Here is a 13,665-nt window from a genome sequence, read left to right as displayed (position 1 = left end):
TGTCCAAGACCGATATTCGTCATCCGGTCATGCAGGAACAGCTATCCACGCTGGTCAGCGACGCCGGGGAGCGCTGCCGATCATGGAAGAGTATGGCAGCTCCGCCGCGCGGGCAGGCCCGGGTGAACGGGCCGAACGCCTGGAGCAGGGACGGGCTTTGCCCGCCGGCGATCAGGAGATCGCCCGCTGGAGCAGTCCCTGAAGAAGGTCCTGTTCCTGCGTGCTCAGCCCGGACAGCGGTGAGCCGGTGGTGAGCAGCGCGAGCAGGCGCCCGCGCAGGTCGAGGCCCTGCGGGGTCAGCACCAGGCGCTTGACCCGCCGGTCGCGCGCGTCGGCCCGCCGCTCGACCAGGCCCCGCTTTTCCAGCTTGTCGGCGATGAACGTGGCGTTGGACGGCTCGCAGCTCATCCGCTCGGCCAGCTCCCGCATGGTCATGGGGCCGGTCAGCTCGCGCAGCGCGGTGGCCTGGGGCGCGGTCAGGCCCAGGGTGGCGGCGCGTTCCCTGAGCTGGTCGTCGATGCGCCGGGCCAGGCCGCTGACCAGACCGCACAGGTTGCGCTCGGCGACCGCGCGCCGCTCCGCCTCGTCGGCTTCGCTCATGCGGGTCACCGTACCAGAAAAATCATTTCAGCTTGAAAGCTTACAGCTTGAAAGATTCTAGTTGTAAGTTCTGGCGACCTGACGAACCCTTTGACGCGGGGCCGGCATCGGCTGGCTGCTCGACGCCGCACGGCCCTTCGCCGGCACGCGGGTGCTGCTGTCGGAGGCGGAATGGGCGCACGGCGCGGAGCCCTCCCTGGCCGATCAGGTGCGGACCGTCGCCGACGGTGAAGAGATCTTCCCCGGGGTGCGGGTCAGGCTCGCGGCCGGGCACACCGCCGGGCACGCCGCCTACGTGCTGAGCTCCGGCGGGCAGCGGCTGATCGCCTTCGGCGACGCGCTGCACTCGCCGGTGCAGGTCGCCCACCCCGAGCTGTCGTCGGTCGCCGGCCACGACCCCGCCGAGGCGGCCCTCGCCCGGCGGCGCCTGGTCGGAGAACTGTCCGCCCCGGACACCATCGGGTTCGGCATCCACTTCGGCGACGCGCAGTTCGGCCGCGTCCGGGACAACGCCTGGAACCTTCTGCATCCCGACGGTGTAGGGCAGGTGTGACGACGACACGAGGTGAACTCCTCGCCGGGACGCTGGCGCTGGCCACCCTGGCGGCCTGCACCAGGTCGGCGGCGGGCGGCTGCGCGAGCTGGGGCTGCCGGACGGGAAGGTGGAGCGCGAGAACACGATCACCGGAGCGCACGTCAAAGGCGGTCTCGCCCTCGGGCGCCGTCGTCGCCGTCGGCCCGCCGGCCGGCCTGCTGTCAGTTCGGCACGCCGCCTGACAGCGTTCTGTGCTCGATCTGCCAGCGGTGCCGGGCACGCTGGCGGCCATGAACGCATTCGAAGCCGAAGGGCTGGTCAAGCGCTTCGGCACCACCACCGCCCTGGCCGGGATCGACCTGGCCGCCCGGCAGGGCACCGTGCTGTCCGTGCTCGGCCCCAACGGGGCGGGCAAGACCACCGCGGTACGGATCCTGGCCACGCTCCTGCACGCCGACGCCGGCCGCGCCACCGTCGCCGGTCTCGACGTGGTACGGCAGGCCGCCCGGGTACGCCGGATGATCGGCCTGACCGGCCAGTACGCCTCGATCGACGAGGATCTCACCGGCCGGGAGAACCTGGTGCTGATCGGCCGCCTGCTGGACCTGCGCGGCGCCGAGGCCAAGGTACGCGCCGTAGAGCTGCTGGCCGGGTTCGGCCTGGAGGAGGCGGCCGACCGCAAGGCCAAGACCTACTCGGGCGGCATGCGCCGCCGCCTCGACCTGGCCGCCAGCCTGGTCGGCCGCCCCGACGTGATCTTCCTGGACGAGCCGACCACCGGCCTGGACCCCGCCAAGCGGGAGGACGTCTGGGGCATCGTGCGCGGCCTGGTCCAGGACGGCGTCACCGTGCTGCTGACCACCCAGTACCTGGAGGAGGCCGACGCGCTGGCCGACGACGTCTCCGTCATCGACCACGGCCGGGTCATCGCCCAGGGCAGCCCGGCCCAGCTCAAGCGCATCGTCGGCGGGCAGACCGTCCTGGTGCGCCCGGCCGACCCGGAGCGGCTGGCCGAGGCCGAGGCCGTCCTGGCCCGCGTCTCCGGCCGCCATCCCGAGCGCCCCGGCCGCGGCGTGGTGAGCGTGGCCGTGGACGGCGACCGGGCCTTCACCGAGATCGTCGCCACGCTGGCGGCCGCCGGCATCGCCGCGACCGAGCTGTCGCTGCACCTGCCCAGCCTCGACGAGGTGTTCTTCACACTGACCGGAAAGGAGGCCGCGGCATGACGCTCACCATGGACAAGGCCACGACCACGGGCACGCGCCCCCGCCCGTTCGGCCTGCTACGGCACAGCCTCGCGCTGGCCGGGCGCAGCCTGACCAAGACCCTGCGCACGCCGGACCAGCTCATCGACGTGACGCTGCAGCCGCTGATGTTCCTGGTCATCTTCGTATTCCTGCTGGGCGGCGCCGTCTCCGGCTCCACCGGCGCCTACCTGCAGTTCCTGCTGCCGGCGATGCTGGTGCAGGTCATGATGGTCGCCGGCATGGCCACCGGCGTGAACCTCAACACCGACATCGACAAGGGCGTCTTCGACCGGTTCCGCGCGCTGCCCATCGGCCGCTCGGCGCCGCTGGTGGGCTCGGTGCTGGGTGACGTCATCAGGTACGTGGTGGCCACCGCCTCGATGCTGGTCTTCGGCACGCTGCTCGGCTTCCGGGTGCAGACCGGGTTCCTGTCCGCGGTGGCCGCCTGCCTGCTGACGATGTTCTTCGCCTTCTGCGTGAGCTGGGTGTTCGTCCTGTTCGGGATGATCGCGCGCTCACCGGGGTCGGTTCAGGGGCTCTCCTTCCTGGTGATCTTCCCGCTGACGTTCGGCACCAGCATGATCGCGCCCCAGGGGACGATGCCCGGCTGGCTGCAGGTGTGGCTGAGCGTCAACCCGGTCGAGCAGGTCATGGACGCCAGCCGGGCGCTCATGATCGGTGGCCCCGCCGGCGGGCCGGTCCTGGCCTCGCTGGCCTGGGGGATCGCGATCCTTCTGGTCTTCGCGCCGCTGGCCGTACGGGCCTATCGGCGGCGTGCGTGATGCGGGGGGCACGTCACATCTCGTGCCCCGCCGCCTCCATCACCGGGCGCACCTCGACGGTGGCCGAGCGCGCGCCGGGGATGCGCGCGGCGATCTCGGCGGCACGGGTGCGGGAGTCGCAGTCCACCAGCAGATAGCCGGTCAGCTGCTCCTCCAGGGCCGAGCCGCGCCCGACGCGCACGGTCAGGGTGTTGACCGGGTCGGCCAGCACGCCAGCGGAGAGGAGTTCGCCGGGTTCGGCGGAGGGGTCGGGGCGTTCGCCGGTCTCGGGCCCGGAATAGATCAGGATCAGGTACTTCATCGAGGCTCCCTCGCTCTGGTGAGGTCACCCGGGAGTCGGATCACCGGCGGATTTCTCGACATCGCCGCCACACTCCCGTCTCAGAGCATGGAAACGCCTTGCATGTCCATGCAGTGCCGTGTATATATTTGCTCGTGTCCAAGGTCCTCACCTCCCTGCCTGTCGGCGAACGAGTCGGGATCGCCTTTTCCGGCGGCCTCGACACCTCTGTAGCGGTCGCGTGGATGCGCGCAAAGGGTGCAATCCCCTGCACCTACACCGCTGACATCGGTCAGTACGACGAACCCGACATCGCATCCGTCCCCGGCCGCGCCACCGCCTACGGCGCGGAGATCTCCCGGCTGGTCGACTGCCGCGCGGCGCTGGTCGAGGAAGGGCTGGCCGCCCTGGCCTGCGGCGCGTTCCACATCCGCACCGGCGGACGCACCTACTTCAACACCACCCCGCTCGGCCGCGCCGTCACCGGCACCCTGCTGGTGCGCGCCATGCTCGACGACGGCGTGCAGATCTGGGGCGACGGCTCCACCTTCAAGGGCAACGACATCGAGCGGTTCTACCGCTACGGCCTGCTGGCCAACCCCTCTCTGCGCATCTACAAGCCGTGGCTGGACGCCGACTTCGTCAGCGAGCTCGGCGGGCGCAAGGAGATGTCGGAGTGGCTGCTCGAGCGCGGCCTGCCGTACCGGGACAGCACGGAGAAGGCGTACTCCACCGACGCCAACATCTGGGGCGCCACCCACGAGGCCAAGTCCCTGGAGCACCTCGACACCGGGATCGAGATCGTCAACCCGATCATGGGCGTGCGGTTCTGGGACCCGGAGGTGGAGATCGCCCCCGAGGACGTCACCATCGCCTTCGAGCAGGGACGGCCGGTCTCGATCAACGGCAAGGAGTTCGCCTCCCCGGTCGATCTGGTGCTGGAGGCCAACGCCATCGGCGGACGGCACGGCCTGGGCATGTCCGACCAGATCGAGAACCGCGTCATCGAGGCCAAGAGCCGCGGCATCTACGAGGCGCCCGGCATGGCGCTGCTGCACGCCGCCTACGAGCGGCTGGTCAACGCCATCCACAACGAGGACACCCTGGCCAGCTATCACACCGAGGGCCGCAAGCTCGGCCGGCTGCTGTACGAGGGCCGCTGGCTCGACCCGCAGTCGCTCATGCTGCGCGAGGCGCTGCAGCGCTGGGTCGGCACCGCGGTCACCGGCGAGGTCACGCTGCGGCTGCGGCGCGGCGAGGACTACTCCCTCCTCGACACCACCGGGCCCGCCTTCAGCTACCACCCCGACAAGCTGTCCATGGAGCGCGTGGACGAGCCCGCCTTCGGCCCCGTCGACCGGATCGGCCAGCTCACGATGCGCAACCTCGACATCGCCGACTCGCGGGCCAAGCTGGAGCAGTACGCCAGGCTCGGCATGGTCGGCAACGCGCACCCGGCGCTCACCGGGCAGTCGGCGGCCAGCGAGCTCATCGGCAGCCTCACCGAGGGCGGTGCCGAGGCCATCGCGGCACGCGGGCAGGCCACGCAGGACGACGAACTGCTCGACCAGGTCGCCATGGAGGTCGGCACGGACTGACCCGCGTTCCCCGATCCTTCTCGGTGGCGACGGCGGAGGCGGACACAAGCGTCGCGGCGGCGAGGCCGCCCCAGAGGGCGGCCGAGCCGTGGGCGGCGAGAGTGGTGATGACCGCCGGGGAGACGGCCAGGCCGAAGCCCGTGGAGAGCTGGAAGCGGGCGAGGGCGCGTCCCAGGAGATGGGCCGGGGCGAGGACGGTGACGAGCGCGGTGGCGCTGCCGGCATAGACGATCTCGCCGAGGGTGCAGAGCACCGACACCGCGGCGATCGCCGGAGCACCCCAGCCGGGTCCCAGCGAGGTGGCCGCGAGGAAGCCGAGGTAGGAGGCGGCGAGCACCACGCCGGCGAGAGCCAGCACGGTCCGCCGGGAGACGCGGGACATCAGCACCGTGATCGGAACCTGCAGGGTCACCACCAGCACCGTGTTGGCCACGAAGATGGCCGCCGACCACACCGGGGACGCGTGCAGCTGTGTCACCAGGATCAGGGGGAGGGCGATCTCGGGGACGTTGAGGCAGAAGACGTAGACCACGTTGGCGGCCAGCAGCGCGCGCATCCGGGGTGCGGGCCCGCCGGAGCCGTCCTTGACCGGGACGGCGGCTGGATCCGTGCGCAGGCGGACCGACCATGCCAAGGCCGCCGCGACGAGATAGGCGAACCCGGTGACGACCGCCATGGCCTGCAATGCCGTGGTGCCGCCCGCCAGGCTCGCGGTGGCGAGGAGGGCGCCCGTGCCCAGGCCGGCGTTGCGCAGGGCGCGGCCCGCCGCCAGGGCGGCGTCGCGTTCGCGGCCGTGGGCCACCGTGGCCACGAGGGCCGCGTGGGCGGCCGGCCACGCCTGGTTGCCGATGCCGAGGAAGAGCGCCGCCGTGGCGAACAGCCAGACGTTTCCCGCCGGGGCGGCCACCAGCAGCGCCACGCCCAGCACCCGCACCAGCATCGACGCCGCCACGACCGTGCTGCGTGCGCCCCTGTCCAGCCATCGGCCGACCGCGGGCATGCACACCAGACCCATGACGATGCCGACCGTCATGGCGATCCCGGTGGCCGGCGCGGACAGCCTCAGCACCATCACCCCGTAGAGCAGCAGAAAGGGCCGCAGCAAGCCGGTGCCAAGGGCGTCCACGGCCAGGGCGACGGCATAGCGGGGGCCACCGGAGGCACGGACGAGGTCGCGCGGCCGGATCTTGGTGGTGGTTGCCATGGCGTCAACAGTGCGCCCGGCCGCCTGGCCGACGGTGTCGGTTGACGGACACCGTCAATCGACGCGGCCGCCGGCCGTCCGTCCGGCGATGATGAAGGGATGACGTTGAGGATCGACATCGCCGGCCTGCCGTCCAAGGGGCTGCGGTTCACCGCCTCGCCGCTGGCCGAGCTGACCGCGATGCTGCACGTGCTGGCCGAACCCGGGCATCACCCGCAGCTCGCCGGCTGGGCCGCGAACGTCTGGACCGGGCTCCGGCCGGAGCTGGCCGAGCGGCTCAGGGAGGCGGAGTTCCTCTGGCGTTCCTCACGAGCCGACTTCCTGGTCCCCGCTCGACCCCGGCCCACCCTCGCAGAGGAACTGGACGACGTAGACCGGATCGACGATGAAACCTATGTGACCGCCGCGCTCATCACCACATGCGGCAGCAACCGGGTCCACTTCGCCGCGCCGTCGCCGCTCGCCGACGCGACCGCGCGCGAGCGGGCCCTGGACCTGGCCCAGGCCCGCGGCGCGCGCCAAGAAGCCTTCGCGGAACGGCTGCTCGCGGACCCGGCCGCCGTCCGGGCGCGGGTGCGCGACACCCTCGAACAGTGCGCCGAGGCATTCTTCGACGACGCCTGGGCCGGCGTCGCCGTACACCTCGCCACCGACCTGCGCCTGAAGAACGACCTGCTGAAGCGCCAGGGCATCGGCGCGGCACTCGCATCGATCTCCGGCGCCGTCACCCTGGCGCCGGACGGCAACCGCATCATCGTCGACAAGCTGCAGGACACCGCGATCGCCGCCCACGGCAACGGGATCACCTTCCTCCCCAGCGTCTTCGGCCGCCCGCACCTGGTGGTGATCCACGCGCCCGGATGGCAGCCGGTGGTCCAATACCCCGTGGCCGAGCCGAGCCCATCGGAGCCGGTCTCGCTGGAAACGGTCACGCTACGGCTGGAGGCACTCGCACATCCGATACGGCTGCGCCTGCTGCGCACCCTGGCCCGCGGCCCGCACACCACCGGTGAGCTGGCCCACGCCTGGGAACTGTCACCCCCCGAGGTTTCCCGCCACCTGGCCGTCCTGCGCCGCGCGGGCCTGCTGACGGCCCGGCGGCATGGTCGTTACGTCCGTCACACCCTCAATCTCCCCGATCTGACGGCACTGGGTACCGACCTGCTGACGGCCGTACTGCGCTGAGCCGCTTCCGAGCTCGCATGCCCCGGACGGTGACCACGAGGGCGACGAGGAAGACCGCGGCGCAGCACGGTGTGCAGCATGTCGTCGGTGATGACCGGCGGGCGGGCGCCGTGCAGGCGCTTCATCTCGTACACGGTGAGGATGACGCGGCAGTGCGGGGCGTGGGCTTTGATCTGGCGGGCCAGGGTGAGGGCGGCCTCGAACTGCGGGCGCACTCGCAGACGGGTGCTGATCTTCTCAGAGAAGATCTTGTCGCGGCTGATGCCGTGCGCGGCCGGGGCGTCGATCTGGGATTGCAGTTCCTGAGTGAGAGTGGAGCATGGGAATGGATCGTTTGTGAGAACGCCGACAGCAGTCGTCGTCGCCCGCCGGTGGCGGAGGAGTGGCTACGCGCGTGCCCTGGGCGAGGCCGCGCTATCCGGTGGGCGGGTTCCCGGTTACCCGGCGGGCGGTGACCAGGCCTGATTCGTAGGCCGCGATGACCGCCTGGGCGCGGTCGCGCACGGAGAGCTTGTCGAAGATGCTGGTGATGTAGTTCTTGACGGTAGAGAGGCTGAGGCCGAGGGCGCGGGAGATCTCGGTGTTGTCGAGGCCCGTGGCCATCAGCCGCCACACCTCGACCTCGCGGGGTGTGAGTTCGTCCAGGCCCGTGGCTGTCGGCCGGGTGGCGTGAGGCGCCCGTACGTAGGTGGAGATCAGCCGGGTGAGCAGGCGTGGCGCGACGGCGGCGTCGCCGGCGTGGACGGTGCGGATCGCCGCGCTCAGGTCCTCAGGCGAGCTGTCCTTGGGCAGAAACCCGTAGGCTCCGGCGCGCAGGGCGCCCACGAGGTACTCGTCCATGTCGAAGGTGCTGAGGGCCAGGACCCGGCTGCCGGGCAGGGTGGAGGCGAGTTCCCTGGTCGCGGCGACTCCGTCGAGGACGGGCATCCTGATGTCCATCACCACGACGTCGGGGCGCAGCCGGCGGGCAAGGGTGACGGCCTCCGCGCCGTTCTCGGCCTCTCCCACGACCTCGAAGGACGGGTCGGGGGAAAGGATCAGCGACAGGCCGCGCCGTACCAGCAACTGGTCGTCCACGATCAGCACCCTGATCGGCGGCGCGGTCATCGGTGCGCCCCTTCGTGCTGGACGGCCGCCTCGTCCGTGGTCAGTGGCAGGTCGGCCACCACGGCGAACCCCCCGTCGGCCTGCGGGCCCGCGGTGAGGGTGCCGCCGTGCAGGGCGACGCGTTCGCGCATGCCGATCAGGCCGTATCCGCCGGCGCGCGCCCCCTCCTGCGGCGGGCCGTCACCGCCGTCGTCGCGTACTTCGACGGTGACTCGATCCCGGCGGTAGGTCAGCTCCACGGACGCGCGGGCGGCCTCCGCGTGCTTGCGGGTGTTGGTGAGGGCCTCCTGGGCGATCCTGAACACCGTGAGGCCGACGGTCGGGGGCAACGGGCGCCGCTGCCCGTGGACGCTGAACTCGGTCGGCACTCCGGCGGAGCGGGATTCGGCCACCAGGCGGCCGAGGTCGTCGGCGTCCGGCTGGGGCTGGGACGGCGGGGCCTCCGGTTCGTCGCCGTCCCGCAGTACGTCCAGGAGCTGGCGCATCTCGCGCAACGCGAGCCGCCCAGAGGACTCCAGGGTGACCAGGGCGTCCTTGACCACCTCCGGTTCTGCGAGGTTGGCCCGCGCTCCGCCGGCCATCAGCTGCATGGTGGTGATGTGGTGGGCCACGATGTCGTGCAACTCCCGTGCGATGCGGCGGCGTTCGTCGGCCACCGCACGGTCGGCGAGGAGTCTGCGGTTGGCGTCCACCTCCCGCTGCCAGCGGTTCATCGCCATGGCGGCGCCGACGACGATCAGGGTGGTGAGGGGCGGGGTGATCGCGTCCTGCCAGGGCGGAATGCGGCCGTTGCTCTGGCTCAGCAGCGTCACCGCTACCGTGGCGACGGCCGCGAGCGCCGTCACGCGGCCGGGGCAGGCCCTGGCCGCCGAGTACAGGGCGACCACCAGCACGGCGCCGAAGTGCCGGGGCAGCGGCACGGTCAGGGTGGCCGTCGCGTCGAGTGCCAGGACGGCGGCGAGCGCCGCCACCGGGTGGCGGCGCCGGGCCAGCAGCGGCAGTGCTGTCAGCGCGACGAGGAGGAACCCGGTCACGCTCACGGTGTGCTGGCCGTCGGAGGCGTTGAAGAACACGTAGCTGAGCAGGTTCATCACGCAGGCGCCGCCGGTCACGAGGGCGTCGTTACGGCTCCACGGCAGCTCCCGGGCATCGCCGGACCCGACGTATCGGCTCCTGGACATTGTCTGACTTCCCCCTGTATCAGGCCCTTTGGCCCCCGAACCAGGGTTGCACAGCAGTCGCGATGCTCTCACCGCGCGGACCTGGACTAGGACCAGGGTCCTGGTGGCGGACTGGGGGAAGGTCTCAGGGCCCCGGTCAGGATCATCCGCTGCCAGGAGGTTTGCCGCTCTTCTGACTGATGGTCTGGATACCTGCCGGGAACCCCCGGCACCAGGTGCATCTGCCAGGAGGCAAAAATGAGTGTTGGCCGGCGTCGATTCCATGCGGGCGTGGTGACAGCGGCCGTGGCCGTGTCGGCCGGGGTGCTGGCGGTGAGCCCGGCGCACGCGTCTTCCCCCGGTTACGACCGGGCGGCCCTGCAAGCGGACCTGGACGCGATCCGCGACGCCGGCACGCTGAGCGTGCAGGCTCGGGTGCGCTCGCCCCGCGCCGATCTGGCCGCATCCAGTGGTACGGCGGTGCTGGGCCGTCAGGCGCCGGTCCCGAGCGGCGGGCATTTCCGGATGGGCAGCAACACCAAGACCTTCGTCGCCGCCGTGATCCTGCAGCTCGAAGCGGAAGGGCGGCTCTCCGTCAACGACAGCGTCGAGCGCTGGCTTCCCGGGCTGGTGCGCGGCAACGGCAACGACGGGCGCGCGATCACCGTCAAGCACCTGCTCCAGCACACCAGCGGCCTGCACGACTCCGTGGGCGACATCGAGAAGAAGATGCACACGGAGCGGGGTTACCGCACCTACCGGTTCCTGCGCATGAGCCCGCGGCGGCTGGTGGCTCTCAGCGTCGGCCATCGGCCGCTGTTCGCCCCCGGCTCCCGCTGGAGCTATTCCAACATCAACTACACCTTGGCCGGGATGATCATCGAGAAGGCCGCCAGGAACTCCTGGCGCGAGGAGGTGACGCGCCGGATCATCAAGCCGCTGAAGCTGCGGAACACGACCCTGCCCGGCGACTCCCCGCTCCTGCCCAGGCCGCACGTGCAGTCCTACACCGAGGACGCCGAAACCGGGCGCCCGTTCCGCTCCACCTTGCTCAGCCTCGGCTGGGCCGGCGCGGCGGGCGAGGCCGTCACCACCACAGAAGACCTGGCCAGGTTCTGGCGTGCCCTGCTGGGCGGGCAGGTGCTGTCGCAGCAACAGCTGAAGAGGATGATGACCACGGTCCCCGTCGGCGTGCCCGGCAGGGAGTTCGGGCTGGGTATGGCCAAGCAACGACTGAGCTGCGGAGTCACGGCCTGGACGCACCCCGGCGGCACCCCCGGGTTCATCACCGACAACGCCGTCACCCAGGACGGCCGTACCAGCGTGATCGTCTCCCGGACCACCTACCCCGGCACGCGAGAGCAGGGCCAGGCCACGGCCCGCCTGATCGACAACGCACTCTGCGCCGATTCCGTCCGCCGGAGCACGTCGTGATCCGCGCCTTGACCGGATACTCCACCAGGCACCCATGGAAGGTCATCGCCCTCTGGGCGGTGCTGGGCGTCGCGTTGAGCGCCCTGACCCCGACCCTGTTCGACCGGGTCACCCAGAACCAGACCGGGGACTTCCTGCCCCGCAGCTACGACTCGGCCGCCGCCCTGAACATCGCCGAGGAGCGGTTCGGGGTGAATCCCGACGCGACCACGGTGACGGTGCTGGTCGCCCGCGCCGACGGCAAGGCCCTCAGCGCCGCTGATCAGAAGCGGATCGAGGCCGAGGCGGCGAAGCTGGCCAAACGCCGGGTGATCATGCCGAGGGAGGACGACGGTCCGCAGCAGTACCTGGTCCCCGACCGCTCCCAGACCCCCACGATCACCCCGGCGATGACGGCGCCCGACCGGAGTTTCGAGCTGCTCTCCATCGAGCTGATCGGCAATCGTGCGGACAAGGGCGTCCAGGGCGTCTACCGGACCTTCAGGGACGCCGCCCGGACGCAGTTCTCAGAGGCGGGGATGCGTACCGGTTTCACCGGGCCTCTCGCCGACGCCGTCGACACCGTCGATTCCCGCAAGATCGCCACGACGGTCGGGGGCGGGCTCATCATGGGGCTCATCATCCTGCTCAACGTGCTGGTGTTTCGCAGCGTGCTGGCGGCCCTGCTGCCGTTGCTCGCGGTCGCCCTGATCGGCTTCGTGGCCGCGGGCGCCGTCGCCGGCGCCGCGATGATCACCGGGCTCAAGCTCGACGCGAGCACCCCCGGACTGATCAACGTGGTCTTGTTCGGCATTGGCATCGACTACCTGTTGTTCCTGCTGTTCCGCTTCCGCGAGGCACTGCGGGCCCGGCCCGAGCAGTCAGTCCGCGAGGTGGCCGGGCAGGTCTCCGGCCGGGTGGGCACCGCGATCACCTCGGCGGCGCTGACCATCGTGGCCGCCTTCGCCACGCTGGGACTGGCGACCTTCGGGCAGTTTCGCTCGATGGGCCCCGCGATCGCCGTCGCGATCCTGGTGATGCTGCTCGGCAGCCTCACCCTGCTGCCGGCGCTGCTCGCGGCCACCGGCCGCAAGATGTTCTGGCCCTCCAGCACGGCCTTGCACCGCGAGACGCGCGAGGGCCGTGCCGGCCGCTTGGGTGAGCTGGTCACGCGACGCCCGCTGATGATGCTGACCGCCTCTGTCGCCCTGCTCGCCGCACTGGCCGCCGGGGGGATCGGCATCCGCATGGACTACGGCCAGGGCAGCCTCAGCACCCAGACCCCTGCCGCAGCCACCGCGGCCGAGATCTCCCGTACGCTGCCGGCCGGCGTGTCGGACCCGACGAGCGTCTTCGTCACCTCCAAGGACGGCGGCACCCTCACCGCAGACCGGCTGGAGGGTCTATCGCGAGCGCTCACCCAGGTCAAGGGTGTGGGCCAGGTCGCGAAGACCGTCTTGAACAAGGACCACCGCGCCGCCAGGATCGACCTCTATCCGACCGCGGACCCGCAGAGCCAGCAGGCCCGCGACCTGGCCTCCGGACCGATCAGGGCCGCGGTCGCCCAGCACACGCCCGCCGGGACGACGGCACACGTGGGCGGGACCCCGGCGATCATCGCCGACATCTCGACGGCCGTCGAGCACGACCTCACGATCGTGTTCCCGGTCGCGGCCGCGCTGATCGCGCTGATCCTCCTGCTACTTCTGCGCAGCCTGCTCGCGCCGGTGATCCTGATGCTCTCCGTCGGGCTCGGCTTCGCCGCCACCCTCGGTGCCGCCACCCTGTTGTTCCAGCACATACTCGGCAAGCCGGGCGTCAGCTTCACCCTCCCGCTCGTATTGTTCCTGTTCGTCGTCGCCCTGGGCACCGACTACAACATCCTGATCACCGACCGGATCCGGGAGGAGATGCGGCGACCAGGTCCGGCCCGCGCCGCCGTGGCCCGTGCCGTACGGCACACGACACCGGCCATCACGACGGCCGGCGTGGTGCTAGCCGCTTCCTTCGCCAGCCTCGCCACATCCTCGGGCAACGAACAGATCGCCTTCGCGATGACGCTGGGCATCATGGTTTCCGCGCTTGTGGTGTCGCTGGTGCTGGTCCCCGCACTCGCCGCACTGCTCGGCCGGGCCGTCTGGTGGCCGGTCCGCCCTCGACCTACCACGAACCCGCAGGACCGTGCGCCCGAACACGCCCTGCACCCGACCGGGCCCCAGCCTCTTGGGGCTCGCCCTAGCCACCGCCCCTGACGGCATGGAAGGGGTACGCCAGAAACACACCGCTTGGTGCAGGTATCTCGCCTGATGTCGGCGGCCGTGTCGTCGTGGTCGGAGGTGATGCGGGCAGAGGTCTCCCGCCGAGACTGTTCCGAACCGGGGGAAAGCGCTTTACCAGCGGTTCCGAGCCCGACAGGCCCGCGGCCAGCTGCTTGTAGGCGGAGTCCGGGGTGTGCGCCCACCGTTGCGTGTCGGCGCCCGGCTCGGCCGGCAAGCCCAGGTCGCGGCACACCTTGGCACGGGCCCGCTCCCACGCCGGGCCAGCCGGCAGCCCG

13 protein-coding genes are annotated in these 13,665 nt (G+C 71.1%); 8 read left to right on the top strand and 5 right to left on the bottom strand.

Features of this window, described 5'->3' with window-relative positions; translation table 11 throughout:
• Positions 1 to 171: 171 nt before the first annotated feature.
• Complete coding sequence (locus FVE25_RS45365) at positions 172 to 600, bottom strand: MarR family winged helix-turn-helix transcriptional regulator (protein ID WP_157253723.1); 429 nt, start codon at positions 598 to 600, stop codon at positions 172 to 174.
• 151 nt (positions 601 to 751) lie between these two features.
• Here FVE25_RS45365 and FVE25_RS45360 point away from each other — a divergent pair, with 151 nt between their 5' ends.
• From FVE25_RS45360 to FVE25_RS45345, 4 genes are read left to right on the top strand one after another with little or no spacing between them, the layout of a single operon-like run.
• Positions 752 to 1,153 (top strand): MBL fold metallo-hydrolase, encoded by a 402-nt coding sequence (locus tag FVE25_RS45360; RefSeq protein ID WP_219825942.1) that lies wholly within the window; start codon positions 752 to 754, stop codon positions 1,151 to 1,153.
• The gene (locus FVE25_RS45355) at positions 1,150 to 1,377 is read left to right on the top strand and encodes a hypothetical protein (RefSeq protein WP_157253722.1); all 228 of its coding nucleotides are present in this window, start codon (positions 1,150 to 1,152) and stop codon (positions 1,375 to 1,377) included. The genes FVE25_RS45360 and FVE25_RS45355 overlap by 4 nt, the downstream gene beginning before the upstream one ends.
• Positions 1,378 to 1,425: 48 nt before the next feature.
• Positions 1,426 to 2,361 carry an ATP-binding cassette domain-containing protein gene (locus FVE25_RS45350; RefSeq protein WP_157253721.1) on the top strand — a complete coding sequence of 312 codons (936 nt, stop codon included), beginning with the start codon at positions 1,426 to 1,428 and terminating at the stop codon, positions 2,359 to 2,361.
• A complete protein-coding gene (locus FVE25_RS45345) occupies positions 2,358 to 3,164 on the top strand; it encodes an ABC transporter permease (protein WP_157253720.1) in 807 nt (268 codons plus the stop codon). The genes FVE25_RS45350 and FVE25_RS45345 overlap by 4 nt, the downstream gene beginning before the upstream one ends.
• A 13-nt stretch (positions 3,165 to 3,177) precedes the next feature.
• Here the strand turns inward: FVE25_RS45345 and FVE25_RS45340 are convergent, their stop codons facing one another.
• The gene (locus tag FVE25_RS45340; RefSeq protein ID WP_157253719.1) at positions 3,178 to 3,465 is read right to left on the bottom strand and encodes a YciI family protein; all 288 of its coding nucleotides are present in this window, start codon (positions 3,463 to 3,465) and stop codon (positions 3,178 to 3,180) included.
• Between the two features lie 134 nt (positions 3,466 to 3,599).
• Between FVE25_RS45340 and argG the strand changes: the two genes are divergently transcribed.
• Positions 3,600 to 5,042: an argininosuccinate synthase gene (gene argG, locus FVE25_RS45335; protein ID WP_157253718.1), complete on the top strand. Its 1,443-nt coding sequence runs from the start codon at positions 3,600 to 3,602 to the stop codon at positions 5,040 to 5,042.
• Here argG and FVE25_RS45330 read toward each other — a convergent pair.
• Positions 4,945 to 6,246: an MFS transporter gene (locus FVE25_RS45330; RefSeq protein WP_157253717.1), complete on the bottom strand. Its 1,302-nt coding sequence runs from the start codon at positions 6,244 to 6,246 to the stop codon at positions 4,945 to 4,947. The genes argG and FVE25_RS45330 overlap by 98 nt on opposite strands.
• A gap of 99 nt (positions 6,247 to 6,345) precedes the next feature.
• On the opposite strand from FVE25_RS45330, the gene FVE25_RS45325 reads away from it, so the two are divergent.
• Positions 6,346 to 7,431, top strand: a complete 1,086-nt coding sequence (locus FVE25_RS45325) for a helix-turn-helix domain-containing protein (RefSeq protein ID WP_157253716.1) — start codon at positions 6,346 to 6,348, stop codon at positions 7,429 to 7,431.
• 414 nt (positions 7,432 to 7,845) lie between these two features.
• Here the strand turns inward: FVE25_RS45325 and FVE25_RS45315 are convergent, their stop codons facing one another.
• A complete protein-coding gene (locus tag FVE25_RS45315; RefSeq protein ID WP_157253715.1) occupies positions 7,846 to 8,538 on the bottom strand; it encodes a response regulator in 693 nt (230 codons plus the stop codon).
• Positions 8,535 to 9,719 (bottom strand): sensor histidine kinase, encoded by a 1,185-nt coding sequence (locus FVE25_RS45310; RefSeq protein ID WP_157253714.1) that lies wholly within the window; start codon positions 9,717 to 9,719, stop codon positions 8,535 to 8,537. The genes FVE25_RS45315 and FVE25_RS45310 overlap by 4 nt, the downstream gene beginning before the upstream one ends.
• Positions 9,720 to 9,989: 270 nt before the next feature.
• Between FVE25_RS45310 and FVE25_RS45305 the strand changes: the two genes are divergently transcribed.
• Together FVE25_RS45305 and FVE25_RS45300 are read left to right on the top strand one after the other, a co-directional pair.
• Entirely contained in the window at positions 9,990 to 11,132 is a 1,143-nt protein-coding gene (locus FVE25_RS45305; RefSeq protein WP_246268469.1) for a serine hydrolase domain-containing protein, read from the top strand.
• Positions 11,129 to 13,363, top strand: coding sequence for an MMPL family transporter (locus tag FVE25_RS45300; RefSeq protein ID WP_157253712.1), 2,235 nt, complete (start codon positions 11,129 to 11,131; stop codon positions 13,361 to 13,363). The genes FVE25_RS45305 and FVE25_RS45300 overlap by 4 nt, the downstream gene beginning before the upstream one ends.
• Positions 13,364 to 13,665 lie beyond the last annotated feature (302 nt).

The sequence above is a fragment of the Nonomuraea typhae genome (assembly GCF_009760925.1).
GTDB classification, from domain to species: Bacteria; Actinomycetota; Actinomycetes; order Streptosporangiales; family Streptosporangiaceae; genus Nonomuraea; species Nonomuraea typhae.
Note: the sequence above shows the minus strand (reverse complement) of the source record. Positions and strands in the feature narration are given on the sequence as shown.

Bases quoted from the DNA above. Each gene is read 5' to 3' on its own strand.
- FVE25_RS45365 (WP_157253723.1), bottom strand. From the start codon at position 600: ATGAGCGAAGCCGACGAGGCGGAGCGGCGCGCGGTCGCCGAGCGCAAC.
- FVE25_RS45350 (WP_157253721.1), top strand. From the start codon at position 1,426: ATGAACGCATTCGAAGCCGAAGGGCTGGTCAAGCGCTTCGGCACCACC.
- FVE25_RS45345 (WP_157253720.1), top strand. From the start codon at position 2,358: ATGACGCTCACCATGGACAAGGCCACGACCACGGGCACGCGCCCCCGC.
- FVE25_RS45340 (WP_157253719.1), bottom strand. From the start codon at position 3,465: ATGAAGTACCTGATCCTGATCTATTCCGGGCCCGAGACCGGCGAACGC.
- FVE25_RS45330 (WP_157253717.1), bottom strand. From the start codon at position 6,246: ATGGCAACCACCACCAAGATCCGGCCGCGCGACCTCGTCCGTGCCTCC.
- FVE25_RS45325 (WP_157253716.1), top strand. From the start codon at position 6,346: ATGACGTTGAGGATCGACATCGCCGGCCTGCCGTCCAAGGGGCTGCGG.
- FVE25_RS45315 (WP_157253715.1), bottom strand. From the start codon at position 8,538: ATGACCGCGCCGCCGATCAGGGTGCTGATCGTGGACGACCAGTTGCTG.
- FVE25_RS45310 (WP_157253714.1), bottom strand. From the start codon at position 9,719: ATGTCCAGGAGCCGATACGTCGGGTCCGGCGATGCCCGGGAGCTGCCG.